The organism is Vibrio iocasae (genome assembly GCF_042245395.1).
GTDB classification, from domain to species: Bacteria; Pseudomonadota; Gammaproteobacteria; order Enterobacterales; family Vibrionaceae; genus Vibrio; species Vibrio iocasae.
The window spans coordinates 1,827,303-1,848,106 of sequence record NZ_CP145311.1; the positions used below are offsets into that span (position 1 = coordinate 1,827,303).

General features: G+C 44.8%; 16 protein-coding genes and 1 pseudogene. 6 read left to right on the top strand and 11 right to left on the bottom strand.

Annotated elements, in window-relative coordinates:
- Positions 1–48: 48 nt before the first annotated feature.
- Complete coding sequence (locus SNR28_RS18045; RefSeq protein WP_375754050.1) at positions 49–402, top strand: DUF2750 domain-containing protein; 354 nt, start codon at positions 49–51, stop codon at positions 400–402.
- 59 nt (positions 403–461) lie between these two features.
- Here SNR28_RS18045 and queC read toward each other — a convergent pair whose 3' ends face one another.
- A complete protein-coding gene (gene queC / locus SNR28_RS18050; RefSeq protein WP_375754115.1) occupies positions 462–1,175 on the bottom strand; it encodes a 7-cyano-7-deazaguanine synthase QueC in 714 nt (237 codons plus the stop codon).
- A 123-nt stretch (positions 1,176–1,298) separates the two neighbouring features.
- Between queC and SNR28_RS18055 the strand changes: the two genes are divergently transcribed.
- Positions 1,299–2,105, top strand: coding sequence for a Cof-type HAD-IIB family hydrolase (locus tag SNR28_RS18055; RefSeq protein WP_375754051.1), 807 nt, complete (start codon positions 1,299–1,301; stop codon positions 2,103–2,105).
- A gap of 69 nt (positions 2,106–2,174) precedes the next feature.
- Here SNR28_RS18055 and SNR28_RS18060 read toward each other — a convergent pair whose 3' ends face one another.
- The 8 genes from SNR28_RS18060 to SNR28_RS18095 form a co-directional block, all read right to left on the bottom strand.
- Positions 2,175–4,412, bottom strand: a complete 2,238-nt coding sequence (locus SNR28_RS18060; RefSeq protein WP_375754052.1) for a diguanylate cyclase — start codon at positions 4,410–4,412, stop codon at positions 2,175–2,177.
- 85 nt (positions 4,413–4,497) lie between these two features.
- A complete protein-coding gene (locus SNR28_RS18065; RefSeq protein ID WP_375754053.1) occupies positions 4,498–4,977 on the bottom strand; it encodes a GNAT family N-acetyltransferase in 480 nt (159 codons plus the stop codon).
- 108 nt (positions 4,978–5,085) lie between these two features.
- Positions 5,086–6,963 (bottom strand): propionyl-CoA synthetase, encoded by a 1,878-nt coding sequence (locus SNR28_RS18070; RefSeq protein WP_375754054.1) that lies wholly within the window; start codon positions 6,961–6,963, stop codon positions 5,086–5,088.
- 20 nt (positions 6,964–6,983) lie between these two features.
- Positions 6,984–8,177: a 2-methylaconitate cis-trans isomerase PrpF gene (gene prpF, locus SNR28_RS18075; RefSeq protein ID WP_375754055.1), complete on the bottom strand. Its 1,194-nt coding sequence runs from the start codon at positions 8,175–8,177 to the stop codon at positions 6,984–6,986.
- A gap of 10 nt (positions 8,178–8,187) precedes the next feature.
- A complete protein-coding gene (gene acnD / locus SNR28_RS18080; RefSeq protein WP_375754056.1) occupies positions 8,188–10,767 on the bottom strand; it encodes a Fe/S-dependent 2-methylisocitrate dehydratase AcnD in 2,580 nt (859 codons plus the stop codon).
- Positions 10,768–10,843: 76 nt separating this feature from the next.
- Complete coding sequence (gene prpC / locus SNR28_RS18085; RefSeq protein ID WP_375754057.1) at positions 10,844–11,974, bottom strand: 2-methylcitrate synthase; 1,131 nt, start codon at positions 11,972–11,974, stop codon at positions 10,844–10,846.
- A 109-nt stretch (positions 11,975–12,083) separates the two neighbouring features.
- Positions 12,084–12,971, bottom strand: a complete 888-nt coding sequence (gene prpB, locus SNR28_RS18090; RefSeq protein WP_375754058.1) for a methylisocitrate lyase — start codon at positions 12,969–12,971, stop codon at positions 12,084–12,086.
- On the bottom strand, positions 12,968–13,675 hold the full coding sequence (locus tag SNR28_RS18095) for a GntR family transcriptional regulator (protein WP_375754059.1): 708 nt from the start codon (positions 13,673–13,675) through the stop codon (positions 12,968–12,970). The genes prpB and SNR28_RS18095 overlap by 4 nt, the downstream gene beginning before the upstream one ends.
- A gap of 300 nt (positions 13,676–13,975) precedes the next feature.
- On the opposite strand from SNR28_RS18095, the gene SNR28_RS18100 reads away from it, so the two are divergent.
- From SNR28_RS18100 to SNR28_RS18110, 3 genes are all read left to right on the top strand, one after another.
- Entirely contained in the window at positions 13,976–14,938 is a 963-nt protein-coding gene (locus SNR28_RS18100; RefSeq protein WP_375754060.1) for a tripartite tricarboxylate transporter substrate binding protein, read from the top strand.
- 111 nt (positions 14,939–15,049) lie between these two features.
- On the top strand, positions 15,050–15,481 hold the full coding sequence (locus tag SNR28_RS18105; RefSeq protein WP_375754116.1) for a tripartite tricarboxylate transporter TctB family protein: 432 nt from the start codon (positions 15,050–15,052) through the stop codon (positions 15,479–15,481).
- Between the two features lie 10 nt (positions 15,482–15,491).
- Positions 15,492–17,018, top strand: coding sequence for a tripartite tricarboxylate transporter permease (locus SNR28_RS18110; RefSeq protein WP_375754061.1), 1,527 nt, complete (start codon positions 15,492–15,494; stop codon positions 17,016–17,018).
- 34 nt (positions 17,019–17,052) lie between these two features.
- Here SNR28_RS18110 and SNR28_RS18115 read toward each other — a convergent pair whose 3' ends face one another.
- Both SNR28_RS18115 and SNR28_RS18120 read right to left on the bottom strand, forming a co-directional pair.
- Entirely contained in the window at positions 17,053–17,754 is a 702-nt protein-coding gene (locus SNR28_RS18115; protein ID WP_375754062.1) for a response regulator, read from the bottom strand.
- A pseudogene (locus tag SNR28_RS18120) lies at positions 17,751–19,235 on the bottom strand (ATP-binding protein); the annotation flags it as partial. The gene SNR28_RS18115 and the pseudogene SNR28_RS18120, both read right to left, overlap by 4 nt.
- Positions 19,236–19,304: 69 nt before the next feature.
- On the opposite strand from SNR28_RS18120, the gene SNR28_RS18125 reads away from it, so the two are divergent.
- On the top strand, positions 19,305–20,321 hold the full coding sequence (locus SNR28_RS18125; protein ID WP_375748966.1) for an IS110 family transposase: 1,017 nt from the start codon (positions 19,305–19,307) through the stop codon (positions 20,319–20,321).
- Positions 20,322–20,804 lie beyond the last annotated feature (483 nt).

Below are 20,804 nucleotides of genomic sequence, written 5' to 3' on the forward strand. Positions count from 1 at the left end.
ACTGCGAAATGATATAATTAACTAACCATTCCTATTGAGAACGATAAAATGACTAAACTTACGAGTGACATTCAGGCAAACCTAGAGCTGTTTGTACAGGAAACTAAAGAAAACAACTTAGTTTGGGGTCTTAGAAACAGTGAAGAAGGCTGGCTAGCATGTGACTCTTCGGAGTTTGAAAACAGCGAAGTAATGCCTTTTTGGTCATCTAAAGAAGATGCTGAGTTTCACAATGTAGAAGAGTGGGCTGAGTTTGAAGTGCTAGAAATTCCGCTGGATATTTTCGTAGAAGATTGGCTGATCACGCTAGCTGAAGACGGTGTACTGGTTGGTACAAACTGGAATAGCGGGTTGGAAGGTAAAGAGATGGAGCCATCTGAGCTGGCTAAAATGTACCTCTAATTACTAACGCTTTCAGATACTTTAAGGGTGAGTAGTTCTCACCCTTAATCATTTTTGCGTTATGAGTTTTGCTGTTTCTTTTCTAAAGACAACATAACTTCCTGTTGGTTGTCTAAGTACTCATCTAACCCTGCTTTTCTTAGCGAACAAGCCGGGCAATCGCCACAACCATCACCAATAACCCCGTTGTAACAAGTTAAAGTTTGATTCCTAACCAGTTCAAGCGCCTTATATTGATCAGCAAGCGCCCAGGTTTCCGCTTTGTTTAACCACATTAGTGGCGTTTTAATCTCTAGTTCACGATCCATGCCCTGAACAAGCGCACTATTCATTGCTTTTACAAAATCGTTTCGGCAATCAGGATAACCTGAAAAATCCGTCTCGCAGACACCAGTAATCACTGTAGAAGCTCCAATTTGATAAGCATAGATGCCGGCTAATGTGAGGAAAAGAATGTTTCTTCCCGGAACAAAGGAGTTAGGAAGACCATTTTCTTGCAGCTCATGAGAAACAGCAATGTCATCGCGAGTCAACGAGCTGATAGCTAACTCATTGAGCAAACTGACATCCATCACTTTATGATTCTTAATACCCAGCTCTGCAGTTAATTTCTGAGCAACTTCAATCTCAGCCTTATGTCGCTGACCATAATCGAAGGTAATTGCATGAACTTCATCATACTCTTTGATCGCTTGAACCAGGCAGGTCGTAGAGTCCTGACCACCACTAAAAACAACAACTGCTTTATTCACTCTGACACCATGTAGAACTATCTTAACGTTGCAGGGACATTAGTTTAATCCCAAAACAATATCAACTAACTTTAACTATCAATTCCAAGTCATATTGCTTATCCTTGCCGCGATTTTAGATTTTTCTTTTTTGATGGGTAAGTTATGTACAAGTTAGTTGCATTAGATATGGATGGAACACTCCTGAACTCCGATAAGGTGATTACGGAGAAAAACAAGAAGGCAATCCTTGAGGCCAAACAAGCCGGAACTAAAGTCGTTCTTGCGTCAGGCCGACCTTTGGAGGGTATGACCCGTTATCTGGAAGAGCTTGGACTCACCACCGAAAATGATTACGTCATTTGTTACAACGGTTCACTAGTAAAACGAGTCTCTACTGGTGAAACAATCCGTACACAAATCCTTTCAGGTAAAGATGCAAAAAGATTGGCGAAAATTGCTAAAGAGCAAAACAGTTACATCCACGCATTCAGTCCAGAACGTGGCTTACTAACACCAAAAAATAACCCTTACACCGAACATGAGGCTGTCATCAACGGTGTGGAAATCATTGAGTTTAATTTTGATGAACTGAGTGACGATGAGCAGATCATTAAGGCGATGATCGTCAACGAAAAAGAAGCATTAACACAAACCATTAATGAACTCCCAACAGAACTTTACGAAGACTACACCATTGTTCGCAGCGCTGATATCTTTCTTGAGTTTCTAAATAAGGAGAGTAATAAAGGCGTTGGCGTGCAATCTGTGGCTCAGCTATTTGGCATCGACTCTAAAGAGGTTATCTGTATGGGAGACGCTGAAAACGACCACCATATGATTAAGTATGCCGGTTTAGGTGTCGCGATGGAAAATGCGACTGAAGATACCAAGGCCATTGCCGATCATATTACTCACAGCAATGACGAATCTGGTGTTGCCAGCGTCATTGAGCAATACATCCTCTCTTAAGTAAAAAACACGCCACCAGCAAACTTATCAACTATAGCTCATGAGTTTCATAGGTTTGCTGGTTAGTACTTACAGATAAGAAACCCTGTTCCTGCCGTTATTTTTAGATAGGTAAAGCGCTTTATCCGCACGGGATACAAGACTATCAGCCGTGTCGTCTGCACCATATGTCGCTGAGCCGAAGCTCGCGGTAATCTTTTCATCTTCCGGCAGCAGTTGTTCACAAGCTTCAAGTAGTTCCCGTAAATGCTCAGCCAACTTCATCACACCTTCTTTATCGGTATGGGGGCAAACAATTAAGAACTCTTCCCCACCCCAACGGCCGATATAGTCAACAGAGCGAATGCTTTCTTTAAACAGTCTGGTGGTATGCTTTAAGACCTCATCTCCGGTCTGGTGCCCATGAGTATCATTAATGGACTTAAACCTGTCGATATCGACCATGACGACACCTAAATCATGAGAATCGTATCGCTTAGCGGTTTGAATCTCCTCATGTAAAACTGACTCGATTTTCGCTCGGTTACACAATCCTGTCAGCGCATCGGTATCAGACAGCAATTTCAGCTCTTCGTTTTTCTGCCTTAACACATCCTGTACTTCCTGCAGTTTTTCCAATGCCTGTTCAGTATGAAGCTTTTCTCTTCTGACACGGGTATTCCATACCGCACTTGCAACTAATAGCATTGTGGCTGCGATAAGCACTACTAACAACAATGTGTAATCGATGGTTTCAACCTTATGCAACGTAAACCATTTTTCCCGGATCAACATATGATCAGACGGAGATAAGTTTTTATACCCTTTCGACAAAATAGAGGCGAGTTCGGGCCATTGCTTTGGAGCAACAAAGCTAAAGTGAACGTTGCCATACTCTGTTGGCGCAGCAACCTTGATATTTTTTAACTCGCCACTTGCCATTAAATAATTGGCAATAGCCAGGTTTCCTATGTAGGCGTCAGCCTTTCCTTCGTCAACGACTCTAAGTGCTTCCATAGAGTTCACTGCGTTGATAACTTGAATATCAGGATAATCTCTTGCGAGCCATTTATTGGTTAGATAGCCGCGTTCTAGCACAACTGTCTTTGACTTCAGCTCTGTGAGCGCACTAATAAACGACGAATCTTTATGACTGATAATGACCATGGGATACGAAAGGTATACGTCACCAAAAAGAACCCTTTTACTCCTCTCCTCAGATTTCACCATCATGGTTACGGTATCAAATAGACGCTCTTGCTTATCTATCTCATCGATGGCCTGAGATGGTGTCATTTCTGTGGCAACAAACTCTGCGTTGAATCCTATCTGGTTGGCTATCAGTGTGATGTAATCAACGGCAAGCCCTTTGGCTTCACCATTCTCTTGATATTCGAATGGTGCACCATTGGGCCGGACGCGAAAGCGAATTGTAGGATTGCTTTCAATAAACTCCAGCTCATTAAAAGTAAGTTCATTTGGACTGTGGTTTATCACCGATTCAGACAACCAAAAATTGAATATTCGCTGATGAGTGCTTTCCGGAATCGCGTTCGCTAACTTGCTCATAATATTATGAAGCAAAGGCTCGTCATTTCTGGTGCCAATGGACTGTTTCCAACTATCAGCAAATGTCCCGTTGATCTTTATTCTTTCAAAGTAGTGATTTTGTATTATGTATGCAAGAACACCTAAAGTACCGGCCACACCATAGGATTTACCGTCAGCGACCAGTTCCAACCCTTGCTCCAGGTTGGCAACTTCAATGAGTTTCAGGTTAGGGTAACTTTGGCGAATATAAGTCGTGGACGCATAGCCTTTTACAACCGCAACCGCTTTCCCATCCAACGCTTTTAGGTTGTCAATCATAGGTGCGTTTGACAGTGTCGCCAGCGCAAGTGAGGTATCAAGATAGCCTTCCGTGAAGTCCAAGTACTCTCGTCTATCAGGTTTGTTAACCAGGGCAGTCACAAGATCACAATCACGGGATTTAGCAACCTTCAATGTGTCACCCCATGAGTGAGTTGGCACAAACTCAAATGGAATGTTTAATGTAGTTGAGAACAAATTGACGTAGTCAGCCGTCATACCTATCAATTCATTGCTGACATTTTTTGAATACGGCATCCAATCAGGATCACCGCAAAAAGTAATCTTCTTCTTTAAGATTAAATATCTTTGCTCTTCACCTGTAAGTTGAACGTTGAGAGCAAGCTCAGCAGGTTCAGACGCGCGAGTTACAGATACAGAAAAGAGCTGAGCAAGAGTTACGATGCACAGAAAACATATCTTGAAAAACTGACAGCTGTTTAGGTACTGCTTATACACTCTTTAATTACCCGCATAATCCTAGCTTTCATTTATTGACAACATAAATGTTAGAGCGAAATACAATCAAAACAAAGTAGGTTATTCAATTTTTGAGTGTTTTCCTTAAATAATGAATGTGATTTTTAAAGTCCATCTTGTTATATAAATTGATAGCAGACTGGTTAAAATCCCACACTTCCACAAAGACTTGCTTCACGCCAAAGTCTTCAAACATCTCTTCCATTTTCAATATTAGGCGCTTTGCCACGCCCATATTTCTATATTCTGGGTAAACATACAATTCATCGACGCTGCCCATCTGAACCGGCTTACTTATGGTTGATAGCAGTTCACAAAAATGCCCTGTAACGAAACCAACTATCGCGCCCTCGACTTCCGCTACATAAATTAAACACTGAGGATCATCTAGATAAGTAGATATGTTTTTTTCTAACTGAACTTCTTCAGGCGTTTTAAAATGTTCTGGCTGTGCAAGGTGATGATATTGATGTAGCAAATACATCTGCTCATTTAGCACATCTAAGTCTGTTAACCGAGCGGGACGGATGGTTGGTGTATTCACAATAAGAACCTGAATAACAAGATATTAACTAGAGTATACATACAAAAGCTAAGGGCGATAACTTTTAAGTTATCGCCCCTAAAATTATAGCAATCAGTATAATTTTATTTACTGATGCAATACCTTCTCGATTTCATTCAGACTCGTAGGGTCATCGATGGTTGAGGGAACCGTATATTGTTCACCATCGGCTATCTGACGAATGGTTTTACGAAGGATCTTGCCTGAACGAGTTTTCGGCAGTCGATCCACCACCAGTGCGTGTTTAAAACAAGCAACCGCACCAATCTCTTCGCGCACCTTGCCAACCAACTCACCTTCTAACTGAAGATCGTCGACCTTCACCCCGTCTTTTAACACCACGAAACCCAGTGGTAGCTGACCTTTAAGGTCATCGTGAACACCTACAACCGCACATTCTGCAACTGCAGGGTGGCCGCCAACAATCTCTTCCATTTCACCGGTAGAGAGTCGGTGTCCAGCGACATTAATGACATCATCAATACGGCCCATAATGAACAGATATCCGTCATCATCAAGATAACCACCATCACCTGAAACGTAATAGCCTTCAAACTGACTCAGATACCCAGTTTCGAACCTGTCGTGATTTCTCCAAACCGTTGGTAAACAACTTGGTGGTAAAGGAAGTTTCAATGAAACAAATCCCTGTTGGTTTGCAGTAGTAGGTTCACCTAACTCATCCAGAATCTCTACTTTGAATCCCGGAATAGGCTTGGTTGCAGAACCCGGTTTCACCGCCATCGTTTCGATTCCCGTTGGGTTGCCTGAAATAGCCCAGCCCGTTTCAGTTTGCCACCAGTGGTCGATAACCGGTTTAGAGGTTTGTTGTTCAACCCACTCCAATGTTGGCGGATCTAATCGTTCCCCCGCCATAAAGATGTTCTCAACGGAAGAGATGTCATACTTCAGCAAGTGCTCTCCGTTCGGATCTTCTTTTTTAACCGCACGAAATGCAGTTGGTGCAGAGAACAGAGCGTTAACTTTGTACTCATCACACACACGCCAGAACGCACCCGGGTCAGGAGTGCGAACAGGTTTTCCTTCGTACATAATGCTTGTACATCCATGGATTAGCGGAGCGTATACTATATAAGAGTGACCGACCACCCAACCAACATCAGAAGCTGCCCAGAACACACCGTCCTGATCGATGTTGTAGACAGTACTCATGCTGTACTTCATGGCAACAGCGTGGCCGCCATTATCTCTCACCACGCCCTTGGGTTTACCTGTCGTACCCGAAGTATAAAGAATATAGAGTGGATCGAGCGAGTTAACTGGCACACAGTCACGTGGCTTGGCATTCTCTACCGCTTCTTTCCAGTCGACGTCGCGCTCATGATTCAGCTCTGCTTCTTCTTCCTTACGCTGGAACAGAATCACTTTTTCTGGCTTCCAGCGACTGTCCATAATCGCTTTATCAACCAGAGGCTTATATGGCAATACCTTATTAATCTCTATACCGCATGAGGCCGTCATGATCACTTTTGGCTCGGCATCTTCAATTCGAACCGCAAGTTCGTTTGGTGCGAAACCACCGAACACCACAGAGTGAATCGCACCAAGTCTCGCACAGGCAAGCATCGCAATGGCTGCTTCTGGGATCATTGGCATATAAATAACGACACGATCCCCTTTAGTGACCCCCTGCTCTGCCAGCATACCCGCTACTTTGGCTGTTTGGTCTCGCAACTGTAGGTAGGTATACTTTCTCTTGGTTAACGTCACCGGAGAGTCATATATCATGGCGATTTTATCACCACGCCCCTGCTCAACATGGTAATCCAGTGCCATGTAACAGGTATTCATCTCACCGTCGACAAACCAACGATCAATGCCATTTTCATCCTTTGCAAGGATAGTTTCCGGGAACTTATACCAGGAAAGTTGTTCAGCCTGTTGTTTCCAAAACTGTTCCGGTTGTTCTATTGAGAATTGATACTCTTTTTCGTAGGCAGACATATTGCTTCCTCCAGTATGTCTTATATAGTTTCACGCGGTACTCGCGCCCAACCTTCCATAATTACCCGGGCACTGCGACTCATGATCGCTTTTTCCACTACCCAGCCTTTATCTGTTTTTCCTGCTTTTGCTCCGACTTTTAGTGTTCCTGAAGGGTGACCAAAAGTGACTGACTCTTTCTCACCGCCACCAGCGGCCAGATTCACCAGAGTTCCCGGAACACTCGCAGCCGACGCAATCGCGACAGCCGCAGTTCCCATCATGGCGTGATGTAACTTGCCCATGGACAAAGCACGCACCAACACGTCGATATCATTCGGTTCTACTCTGGTGCCACTCGAAGAAACATAGCTTTCTGGCTTGGCCACAAACGCCACTTTAGGTGTGTGTTGCCTCTGCTCCGCTTCAGAAATATCGCTAATAAGTCCCATCTTGAGCGCACCATAAGCACGGATGGTTTCGAACATCTTCAGTGCTTGTTGGTCGTTGTTGATATCGTCTTGCAACTCAGTGCCTTTGTAATTGATGGATGAAGCATCGATAAACACCGTTGGTATGCCGGCACTGATCATGGTTGCCTGCATCGACCCCACACCAGGAACCTCTAAATCATCAATCAAATTCCCGGTTGGGAACATGGAACCGTCACCATCTGCCGGATCGAGAAAATCAACCTGAATCTCTTCCGCAGGAAAGGTCACACCATCCAGCTCAAACTCTCCGGTTTCCTGAACACAGCCATCTACGATTGGCACATGAATATGGATAGATTTACTGATATTGGCCTGCCACACCTTCACTACGACGGTGCCGTTTTCAGGGATACGATCCTCTGGGATCAAGCCACTCTGGATGGCGAACGGCCCGACTGCAGCAGAAAGATTTCCACAGTTGCCACTCCAGTCGACAAATGCTTTGTCTATGGAGACCTGTCCAAACAAGTAATCTACATCGTGATCCTGCTGGGTGCTTTTAGAAACAATAACAGTCTTACTGGTACTTGAAGTTGCTCCTCCCATACCATCAATCTGTTTCGCATAAGGATCCGGGCTTCCTATGATTCTCAAAAATAGCTTGTCTCTAGCAGAGCCTGGCTGTTGAGCTTCTTCAGGAAGATCTTCCAGATTAAAGAACATCCCCTTGCTAGTCCCACCACGCATATAAGTAGCAGGGACACGAACCTGAGAGCGAATAGTCGTTGTATGCGTCGTCATATTCACTCTCCTAGCTTGCGAGGAAGTCTTGAGCAAAGCGTTGAAGTACACCACCCGCTTTGTACACTGAAACTTCATCCGCGGTGTCCAGTCGACATGTCACGGCAACATCTAGCTTCTCACCATTTGCTCTGGTGATAACCAAAGCAAGGTCTGTCCCCGGTTTGATATCTCCGACCACATCGTAAGTTTCGGTTCCATCCAACTCTAAAGTCTTACGTGTTACACCGTCTTTGAATTGAAGTGGAAGCACACCCATACCGACTAAGTTGGTTCTGTGGATTCGCTCAAAACCTTCAGCTGCAATGGCTTCGACACCGGCCAAACGTACCCCTTTTGCAGCCCAGTCACGGGACGAACCCTGACCATAATCAGCACCGGCAACAATAATCAAAGGCTGCTTTCTGTTCATATAGGTTTCAATCGCTTCCCACATGCGAGTCACTTTGCCCTCTGGTTCGACACGAGCCAATGAACCCTGCACGACTTCACCGTTTTCCAGAACCATTTCATTGAACAACTTAGGGTTAGCAAACGTCGCGCGCTGTGCTGTCAAATGATCACCACGGTGCGTTGCATAGGAGTTAAAGTCCTCTTCCGGAAGCCCCATCTTCGCCAGATACTCACCGGCAGCGCTACTTGCAAGAATGGCATTAGAAGGCGACAAGTGATCCGTTGTGATATTGTCAGGAAGAATCGCCAGTGGTCTCATCGATGAAAGCGTGCGCTCTCCGGCTAGTGCGCCTTCCCAATATGGAGGCCTGCGGATATAGGTGCTTTGTGGACGCCAGTCATAAAGCGGAGAGCCTTTTTCAACATCGTCATCCAGCTTAAACATCTGAATGTAGATCTGGTTAAACTGCTCTGGCTTCACGTGCTTGTTTACGACTGCATCGATTTCAGCATCGGACGGCCATAAGTCATTGAGATATATTGGATTGCCATTTTGATCGGTTCCTAAGGCATCACGCTCTATATCAAAACGCATGGTACCAGCCAAAGCATAAGCCACAACCAAAGGTGGGGAAGCCAAAAATGCTTGTTTAGCGTATGGATGAATCCGGCCATCGAAGTTACGGTTGCCTGAAAGTACCGCTGTCGAATATAAATCACGCTCGATGATTTCGTTTTGGATTTTAGGGTCCAGAGCGCCACTCATACCATTACAGGTAGTACAAGCATAAGCCACGATACCAAAGCCAAGTTTTTCCAACTCAGGCAACAAGTCAGCGTCTTCAAGATACAGTTTTGCCACTTTAGAACCTGGCGCGAATGAGGTTTTCACCCATGGTTTGCGTACCAGGCCCAGTTCGTTCGCTTTCTTCGCCAATAAACCTGCTGCAACCACGTTTCTTGGGTTACTTGTATTGGTGCAAGAGGTTATGGCAGCAATGATCACGGCGCCATCTGGTAATAGACCGTCCTCTTGATCCCAACTCTGAGCAATGCCTTTCTCTGAAAGCTGAGATGTCGGTAAACGACGATGTGGATTAGAAGGACCAGCCATGTTCCTTTCAACAGTAGAAAGGTCAAATTCCAGTACACGCTCATACTCTGCCGTGTCTAAGTCATCAGCCCACAAACCCGTGTGTTTAGCGTACTGTTCTACTAACTCGACTTGTTTTTCATCTCTACCAGTTAGTTTTAGGTAGTTAATGGTTTGTTCATCGATGTAGAACATACCCGCGGAGGCACCATATTCTGGCGTCATGTTCGAGATAGTCGCTCTGTCTCCGATCGTCAGATCTTTAGAACCCTCACCAAAGAATTCAAGGTAACAGGAAACAACACGTTCACTGCGCAAAAACTCTGTAATCGCCAGAACAATATCAGTGGCAGTAATTCCGGGCTTTCTCTTACCAGTTAGCTTCACACCGACAATATCCGGCAGTCGCATCATTGATGGACGGCCAAGCATAACGGTTTCCGCTTCAAGACCACCAACACCAATGGCAATCACGCCAAGCGCATCAACATGTGGAGTATGGCTATCCGTACCAACGCAGGTATCCGGGTAAGCAACGCCATCTTTTAACTGGATAACCGGAGACATTTTCTCCAGATTGATCTGGTGCATGATGCCATTGCCCGCAGGAATTACGCTGACATTCTCAAATGCGGTTTTACACCACTCAATGAAATGGAATCGGTCTTCATTGCGTCGATCCTCAATCGCACGGTTTTTCTCAAATGCCTCTGGGTCAAAGCCACCATGCTCAACAGCAAGAGAGTGGTCGACAATCAATTGTGTTTCAACAACAGGGTTTACCTTCGAAGGGTCGCCACCTTGCTCTGCAATAGCATCTCGCAAACCAGCCAAATCCACCAGAGCCGTCTGACCCAGAATGTCATGACAAACCACCCGTGCCGGATACCAGGGGAAATCCAGATCGCGTTTGCGTTCTATTAGCTGTTTTAGGCTATCGGTTAGCGCTTCAGGTTCACAGCGACGAACTAATTGCTCCGCCAGAACTCGGGACGTGTATGGCAACTTTTCATAAGCGCCTTGTGAAATATTATTGACTGCCTCTCTGGTATCGTAAAAATCCGCATTGCTCCCGGGCAATTTCTTTCTGAACTGGGTATTCATAGCTTCCATCCATGATATTTCTCATCAGCAGGCACCTATAAAACGCTGCCTGCTGATTCAACTTATTACCTTACAATCAAGAACGCTGCTCGATTGGTAACCAATCCTGATGTTCAGGTCCATCATAGTCCGCACTTGGACGAATGATTCGGTTATTGGCACGCTGCTCGTAAACGTGTGCAGCCCACCCCGTCAAACGGCTCATTACAAAGATTGGGGTAAATAATTTGGTTGGAATATCCATAAAGTGATAAGCCGAAGCATGGAAAAAGTCAGCGTTACAGAAAAGATCTTTTTCACGCTTCATCACTGATTCGACACGTTCAGAAACCGCGTATAAATGGGTATCTCCTACCGCCTGCGAAAGCTCTTTGGACCAACGTTTGATAAGCGCATTTCGAGGATCAGATTCACGATATACCGCATGTCCAAAGCCCATAATTTTCTCTTTGGCTTCAAGCATCGCCATTGTTTTTTCTTCAGCTTCTTCTGGAGACGTCCAGTTCTCAATCATCGCCATGGCTGCTTCGTTCGCACCACCATGAAGCGGACCGCGAAGTGTGCCTATCGCAGCTGTAATACAAGAGTGGATATCAGACAAAGTTGAAGCACAAACACGCGCTGCAAATGTCGATGCATTAAACTCGTGCTCAGCATAAAGAATTAGTGAACAGTGCATGACTTGTTTATGCAGTTCTGTCGGTTCTTTGTCGGTAAGCAGTTTCAGGAAGTAACCACCAATCGTATCTTCGGACTGATCTTCCGTGTCGATTCGCACACCATCGTGACTGAAACGATACCAGTAACAGATAATGGCAGGGAAAACCGCCAGCATTCTTTCCGTAGCAGCCTGCTGCTCAGAAAAATCCATTTCCTGTTCAAGATTACCCAACACTGAACAGCCAGTACGCATAACATCCATCGGGTGCGCTTCTTTAGGAATCAGCTCTAGCGCGGATTTTAGCTCCGCCGGAAGACCACGCAGACCAACCAGTCGCGTTTTATAGTCATCTAACTCTTTTTGATTCGGTAAGTGACCTTGCAGCAGCAGGTAAGCTACTTCTTCAAACTGTGCGTTATTCGCTAAATCGGTAATGTCATAACCACGATAGGTTAGCCCAGTTCCGCTCTTCCCTACGGTACATAACGATGTTGTTCCGGCACTCTGTCCTCGTAATCCTGCGCCACCTAGTTTCTTGTCAGGCATGACGAACTCCTTTTCCAGTGTTGCGATGTACTCACCGCATTGTTTACGTATTGATTAGTAGATAAATATTTAATAAATAAGTAGTTAATAAATGTTTAGTCATTCGTTGTTATTTTTGTGAAAACAACTTATCCAGTTTGTCTTCGTAGTCGTGATAATTCAGGTGTGCGTAAAGCTCTTTACGCGTTTGCATGTGCGGAACCATGGCTTCCTGGTTACCTGTTTCCAGCAAATGTGCGTAAACCATCTCTGCTGCTTTGTTCATCGCACGGAATGCACTTAACGGATACAAAACCATATCCACACCGTGAGCAGCCAGCTCTTCACCACCGTAAAGTGGCGTCTGACCAAACTCAGTAATATTGGCTAAAATCGGAACATGTTTACCTGTGGCTGACTGGAGCGCAGAAGAGAATTTCTGATACTGCTCGAGTTCTGTCATCGCTTCCGGAAAAATCATATCCGCACCGGCTTCGATACACGCAATTGCTCGCTCAATAGCAGAATCGATACCTTCAACCGCTAGCGCATCGGTACGAGCCATAATGACAAAATCACTGTCATTTCGGGCATCAACAGCAGCTTTGACTCTGTCAACCATCTCTTCCTGACTAACAATCGCTTTGTTAGGTCTGTGTCCACAGCGCTTTTGCGCTACCTGATCTTCCATATGCACAGCGGCAGCACCTGCTTTTTCCATCGCTTTGATGGTGCGGGCAATGTTGAAAGCACCGCCAAAACCCGTGTCGATATCCACCATAAGAGGCAGGTCGCAAGCGTTAGTGATACGATCAACATCAACAAGTACATCGTTCAATGTTGTTATACCGAGATCAGGCAGTCCATAAGAGGCGTTGGCAATACCACCTCCAGATAAGTAAATTGCCTGATGTCCGACATTTTTTGCCATCATGGCGCAATACGGGTTTACAGTGCCGACAATCTGTAGAGGATCATTTTCCTGAACGGCAACTCTGAATTTTTTCCCCGGACTCATGACGCATTCTCCTTTGCAGTTTTCATCTGTTGTTCAATTAGGATTTGGCTACCAGATATGTGCCTTCTCATCAGCAACTCTGCTAACTCTTCATCTCGGTTTTTAATGGCATTCAGAATCATGCGATGCTCATCTAAAGCGTGTGAAGGTCGAGAGTGCGTTGAAGGAGACTGATAGCGATACATTCTCAATAGGTGGTACAGTTCATCGCAAAGCAGTGATACAAGCTTGCTATTACGACTCGCTTTAATGATTTGGTAATGGAAATCGAAGTTACCCTGTTGATGGATATAGGACTTTCCATCGACGTCGTCAATGTATTGGGAGTGAGTGTCTAACAATGACTCTAGCTGATTCACTTCACTCTTGGATATATGGCGAGCTGCAAGCCGGGCAGCCATACCTTCAAGAGACTCACGAACCGCATATAACTCACATAGGTGTTCCTGTGAAAGTGTGATGACACGAGCACCTACATGAGGGATTCGCTCAATTAACCCAAGGCCTTCAAGACGCATAATGGCTTCGCGAAGCGGGCCGCGGCTAACACCCAGCTTCTTCGCTATCTCAGGCTCAGATATCTTCGCCCCCGAAGGCAAATCGCCTTCCACAATGGCTTCAACCAGATACTCCGTCAGGTTATGGGACTTTGTCCCTTCTTTGTCTGACGTTTTAAAGTCTACTTTGTCGACAATATTACTCACCTGACACTCACCTCTTTACATAAATGTTAACAATGTAACCGTTATGTACAGAAAATAGCCTATGTAACGGGAGAATTACAAGCACATTGTCGACAATTACTACCAAGGTCTAATAAGAAAGGTCCATTAGCGTGAACTTTATGAACAAAATAGACAGAAAAGAGCTAAATCTCATTATCTCCATAATCTAATAAATACGTTAACCATAATGTAACATTTCTACTGCTTTTAATAATAAACCCGGCGCTACAACTACCGGGAACAACGTGAATAAGTTAAGTAGACAAAAGGAATGTAACGATGTTTAAACCTGTTCTTGTATCAACCTTGATAGCGACAACACTTTCATGGAATGCCTTCGCAGCAGACATGGAAAAAATTCACTTTCTCATCCCTGGTGGCGCAGGCGGTGGTTGGGATATGACAGCCCGAGGAACGGGTGATGCGCTTGTTAAAGCAGAGATTGTCGACAAAGTTTCATTCCAGAACCTTTCAGGAGGCGGCGGTGGTAAGGCCATTGCTCACCTGATAGAAACCGCAGCGCGCCAAGGCGACACTTTGATGGTGAACTCCACACCGATTGTTGTACGCTCTCTCACTGGGGTATTTCCACAATCATTCAGAGATTTAACTCCTGTAGCCGCCACCATTGCTGATTACGGCGCTATCGTTACCTCTCCTGACTCAAAGTACAACACATGGGAAGATGTCGTCGCCGACTTCAAAGAAAATCCTCGTAAAGTGAAAATAGCCGGAGGTTCCGCCAGAGGCAGCATGGATCACCTTGTTGTTGCAGCAGCGTTCAAGGGAGAAGGTTTTGATGCTAAAGCCGTACGCTACATCTCTTATGATGCTGGTGGTAAAGCGACGGCAGCCCTACTCTCAGGAGAAACTCAGCTGCTTTCGACCGGTCTTGGCGAAGTTTTAGAAATGTCTAAATCCGGTCAAGTTAAGATCTTAGCAGTTACCGCACCTAAACGTCTGCCGGCCGCACCAGATGTCCCAACGCTAACCGAATACGGTAATGAAACTGTGTTTGCTAACTGGCGTGGATTCTTTGCAGCTCCTGGAACCAGTAAGGAAAAAATCGCTGAATATAACCAAGCACTAAACAAGATGTACGGAACCAGTGAGTGGGCAGTGGTCAGAGATAGAAATGGTTGGATCGACAATTACAAACCAGATCAGGAATTTTATTCGTTCCTTGAAGATCAAGAAGAAGTTATGGGTTCACTGATGCGTGAGCTTGGCTTTCTTAAATAATAAATAAGCAACACCTGACCTGAATCATTAAGGTCAGGTGTCATTTTTATCTGGAGTTCAATTGTGGCCGCTCAATCTAACCCTTTGTTATACAGAGATCGTATCGGGGCAATGATATTTCTTATCGTTAGCCTTTGCTACGGTTATCAAACCTCTCTCATACCCATGTTTCCAGGGGACGAGTATGAACCTTTCACTGCGAGAACACTCCCTACTCTATTAACCGCAATAGGTGTTGTTCTGTCCTTAATTCTATTGGTAACCGCAAAACCAGACACCGATAGCGGCGCCATACTAAGCTTCAACTGGAAGTTGTTGCTCGCTTTTATCGCGCTCATGGCACTTTACGGATTGGGCCTCACCTATCTTGGATTTGTGCTCGCAACAAGCCTGTTTTTGATGGCTGGCTTCTATCTGCTTGGAGAACGACGAAAGTCTGTTCTTTTTGGGGTATCTTTCCCCTTTGTCGTCGCTTTTTATCTTTTGTTAACGCAGGTTCTCGATATTTATTTAGAACCTGGTTATCTGTTCCTGCTGTTCTAGGAGAGCAATCATGTTAGAAGGAATCTTTGCAGGTCTTTCCACTGCTGTTATGCCATTCAATATTCTAATGGTGGTAGTTGGTTGTTTTGTGGGCACTTTTATCGGAATGTTGCCAGGTCTGGGGCCTATCTCTGCGATTGCCTTAATGATCCCAATTACTTATGGGCTAGAACCTTCATCAGGGCTCATTCTAATGGCCGGTGTTTATTACGGAGCCGTATTTGGTGGATCAACCTCTTCAATCCTGATTAACGCGCCTGGTTGTTCTTCCACTGTGGTTACGGCTTTTGATGGCTATCCCATGGCGCAAAAAGGCCAGGCGGGTAAGGCACTGGCTCTTGCCGCATACTCGTCATTTACTGGTGGGACCCTCTCTGCAATTATGCTGCTTGTTGCCGCACCCGCGCTTGCGAGTGTTTCGCTCAGTTTCCAGTCATCGGATTATTTTGCATTAATGCTTGTTGGCCTTTCCGCGGTAGCTGCATTCGCAGGGAAAGGACAAGTGATTAAAGCCTGGATGATGACCATTCTCGGGCTAATGCTATCAACCGTTGGTCTGGATAAAGGCGTAGGTGTTGAACGCTTTACCTTCGGCCTGACTGACCTGATGGATGGCTTCAGCTTTTTGCTGCTCGCAATGGCGACTTTTGCTCTAGGCGAAACACTAATGGGTATACTGAAACCTGAAGCCGATACCCGCTCTGAAGAACAGCAAAAGATGAGCGACATCGGCAGCATGAAGGTGACCAAAGAAGAAATCAAAGAAGTTGCCCCAGTTTCAATCCGTTCATCTATCGTAGGATTTTTTACCGGTGTCCTGCCAGGCGCCGGTGCCACTATTGCAGCATTCCTTAGTTATGGAATGGAGCGAAATCTGGCTCCGAAAAATAAGCAAAAAGAGTTTGGTAACGGGAGCATTCGTGGGTTAGTTGCGCCTGAGAGCGCCAATAATGCCGCCTCTAGCGGGTCGTTCGTACCACTATTAACTCTGGGTATTCCAGGTTCAGGTACGACCGCAATTATGTTAGGGGCTCTAATTGCCTATGGCATTCAACCCGGACCAAGGCTCTTTGTCGATAACCCTGAGGTTTTCTGGTCGGTCATTATCTCAATGTATTTTGGCAATATTGTGCTGGTTATTCTGAACCTGCCTTTGATTCCCTATATTTCGAAGCTGTTAGCAGTACCAAGAACCGTATTGCTACCTATGATATTGTTTTTCTCTATTACCGGCGTTTATCTGGTTTCATTCAACACCATGGATGTGTTTATCATGCTGATAATCGCGGTTGCAGCGATCGCATTGAGGCTGGCTAACTTCCCGCTCGCACCGCTCTTGCTTGGTTTTATCTTGGGTGGCTTGATGGAAGAAAACTTACGACGCGCACTCATGATCTCAGACGGTGAGCTTAGTTTCCTATGGGAACGTCCTCTCACACTCATCTTTACGTTTATCGCACTTCTAGTGTTACTCAGCCCCGTGTTTGTGGCTGCCACTAAAACGTTTAGAGCAAAAAGCAAAGTGGTCAAATCTTAATATCTGTACATCAAACTAACAGAACGGCAAGCCATTAAAAAGCTTGCCGTTTTTTTCTGTAACTACGTTCTGGCCTGCCCACCGTACCATAGCTTAAGTCAGCCTCTAACTCGCCATTGGTGATCAGAAACTCTAGGTAACGCCTTGCTGTTGTTCTGCTTGCTCCAATCGCCTCACCTGCTACATCCGCAGTAAAGTCATCTTGTGAATTAAACAGTGCACGAATTTTATCTAAAGTCACTGCATCTATTCCTTTCGGCAGAACAGTTTTAGTTGGTAAACTGGATGTCTCTGATGAGGCTGACTCTGTACTCAAAAACTTATCTACCATCGCTTGATCGATATCGGTCGTATGACTGAGCTTTTCTCTCTTGCCCAAATAAGTTTCCAATGTCGCCTTAAGACGCGGAAACATCACCGGTTTTAAAAGATAATCAACCACCCCGCCTCTCATCGCTTCTTGCAGCGTATCAACATCTCTGGCAGCAGTTATCAAGATGACATCACTCTCTTTTCCATCTTGTCTTAGCGCCCGCAGCAGTTCCAAACCAGTACCGTCAGGCAGAAATACGTCGAGCAATATCAAATCTGGGGTGTAAACCTCAAGCAAGAGCTTTGCTTCCATTACCGATGTTGCTATCCCTTGAATCTCTATTCCGTTCATCTGTTGCAGATACTTCTGATGCAACTCTGCGATTGCTGGGTCATCTTCGATTATTACTACCCTAGTCTTCATTTCTTCCTTTCCTTAGGTATATATGCGGTTACACGAGTACCCGTTGGACTTAGTGCCATCATCTCAAGTTGCCCTCCGTAGTGCTTGATAAGTCGGTTCACCAAAAACAGTCCCACTCCTCTGTTACCAGGATTACTAGAATCCGCTGATTTTGTTGAAACGCCCCGATCTAGCAAAGCAGCCGTCGCCATCCCTTCCGGCAAACCTGCACCAGAGTCTTCTACTTCTAAGATTATTTCTGTACCAAAATCTGATACCGAAAGTTCGATGACTCTGGCAGCTTCATCACTTGCGCTGTAACTCAAAGTGGCATCAAATGCATTGTCTATCAGATTGCCTAGTATCGTCGTAATATCTTCAGCATTAATGTTGTCTGGCAACTCAGAAAGCCTCGATCCGTTTTCGATGCTAAGCTCTAACCCTAACTCTCTCGCCCTTTCCGCTTTGCCCAGAATCAATCCAGCAACCAGAGGATCGTCGATCGCTGAGCGAATAAACGAAATCATGCTTTGATAGTGCTCACTTTCTTGCCCTATTAACGTGTTAACCGCTTCCATTTCATTCATTTGAATTAAGCCAGCGATTGTATTCAGTTTATTTCGATGCTCGTGCGTTTGCGAACGCAGCATATCTGCGTAACGCTTTGTCTGAGCGAGTTGTTGTGTTAACTCTGATATCTCATCACGTCGTCTGAAACTTGATACCGCCCCATAAACTTTTCCATCTACCATTATTGGATTTCTATTAGCGACTATGTTTTGCTCATTGACGTATAAGTTGGCGTCATGTTCTGCTTTTCCTGTCTCTAGAACATCCCCTAAATCACTACCCGGCAAAGCTATTTCTACAGGCCTATCAACTATATTTTCACGATCTAACTTTAGTATTTCACACGCACTTTTGTTGACTGAACGAACAACACCATTTTTATCAATACTGACAACACCTTCTTCAATCGTACTGAGAGTAACGTCCAGCTCCACATACAGTTTTCCTATTTCTTCGGGTTCGAATCCAAGTATCGCTTTTTGAAATCTCTTCGATACATAAATAGCCAACAGCGTATTAACGGCTAGTACAACCAATGCCAAAGAGATCAGAAAATAGAGAAAGGGTTCTACTCGATCTTCTAGTGAATCCAGCAGATAACCAACAGAGATAACGCCAATAATGTTTCCGGACTTATCGAAAATTGCTGTTTTACCTCGCACCGACTTGCCCAAAGACCCTACCGCCGCTGAAATGTACGACTCACCATTTTGCAAGGCTCTAGTGTTGTCACCTCCTTTCATCGGCAAACCTATTCGTTCATCCAAAGGATGTAGCAACCGCACACCTTTTTTATCACCGATCACGATGAAAGTTGCTCCAATATGCTCTGTGAAATCTCGTATCTCCTGTTTCAGGTGAATCGCAGATCCACTATTAACCGCTGCGATCACTCTGTCGGACTTGGCAAGAAACTGGGAAACGCCTAATGCTAATTAGATGGTACGCCCCTTCATTCCACTACACTCGATAGTATTGAGGAAAGGGAAAAGGTGACCATCATGCTCAACACACACATTATCGGCATCGACTTAGCAAAACATGTTTTTCATCTTGTCGGCCACGATTTTTCGGGCCGGGAGACTTTTCGCAAAAAACTATCCAGACAGAAAACACTTCAGCTACTTTCAGTTCATGAACCAGTCATCGTAGCAATGGAGTCATGCGGTGGGTGCCATTGGTTTGCTCGAAAATGTCAGGAATATGGTCATCACGTTAAACTGCTCCCTGCACAATATGTAAAGCCTTACGTCAAAACGAACAAAAACGACTTCATTGATGCTGATGCAATAGCAGAAGCAGCTATGCGACCTAAGATGAGGTTTGTTTCGCCAAAGAGTGAGCAAGCACAGGTAGCTATAGCAATCCGTAGGATTCGGTCTGGTTATATTAAAGAACGAACTGCTTGTATGAATCGAATAGGCTCTATGCTTCTTGAATTTGGTATCAGCTTTCCCCGTGGCCATCATTACATGAAAGGGCTTTTTCAGTGGTTGGCAGATAAAAAAGAGCCTGTACCACCACTATTGATTATGGAATTAAGACAGCAACTAGATTATTACAATCTCTTAAACCAATGGATAAAAGAGCAAGAGAAGAAACTTGAACAGCTTAACGAAGGGAATGAACTCATGGGTTTATTGCAGAGTGTTCCAGGCATAGGACCTATGACGGCTTCTTGCTGCTTGTCGGCGGTAAGTGATCCACAAGACTTTTCAAATGGAAGAAACTTTGCTGCGTGGATTGGTTTAGTACCTTATCAGTACTCAACAGGGGGTAAGCCTCGAATGCTTGGTATATCAAAGCGTGGAAACAAAGAACTGCGAGAGCTGTTCATTCACGCTGCGAGGTCAATTCTATGGCGAGATTCCTCGGTAGAGCGGTACTTTGGCCCTTGGTTAACTGAAATGAAACGCAGGAAACCGTTTAATGTAGCTGTTGTGGCACTGGCTAATAAATTGGCCCGAATATCTTGGTCAGTTATGGCAACACGAAAACCGTTTGAAGTAAGAGTTTAAACCAAGTTTGCAAATGATAATGAAAGATGACAAGACGGTCAGACCACCAGATTGAAGACCTGAGGGGCAAAACAGCAACTTAAGTAGTGCTTTCACGCTTATGAGGACAATCTGGCGCGGATCTCATCGTAGAGCGGGACTAATGAATAAAAGTCCATATAGACTCTGAATACATTGGCGCAAACCAGCTCAGTTATTTTAAGTTATCTACTTGCAAAACTGGGGCGTACCATACATTTTTGCCCCATATCTTGTTGCTGGCTGTTAAGAATGTAGAAGAATCCCGACCAAGAAAGGACTAAAAGTTGGATAAGCCCGGAAAAGGTCATGATAAGTATCAGACGCTTTCTGAAACCAATACTGCTCCAGTTCACACTCACCTCTTCCAATAAACAGATTATTTACATAAAAGTTACATATATATCTACATTAAGGAAAAAGTGTAAATTTGGACAAAGTTTTTTTCATTTTATTGGTGTGACG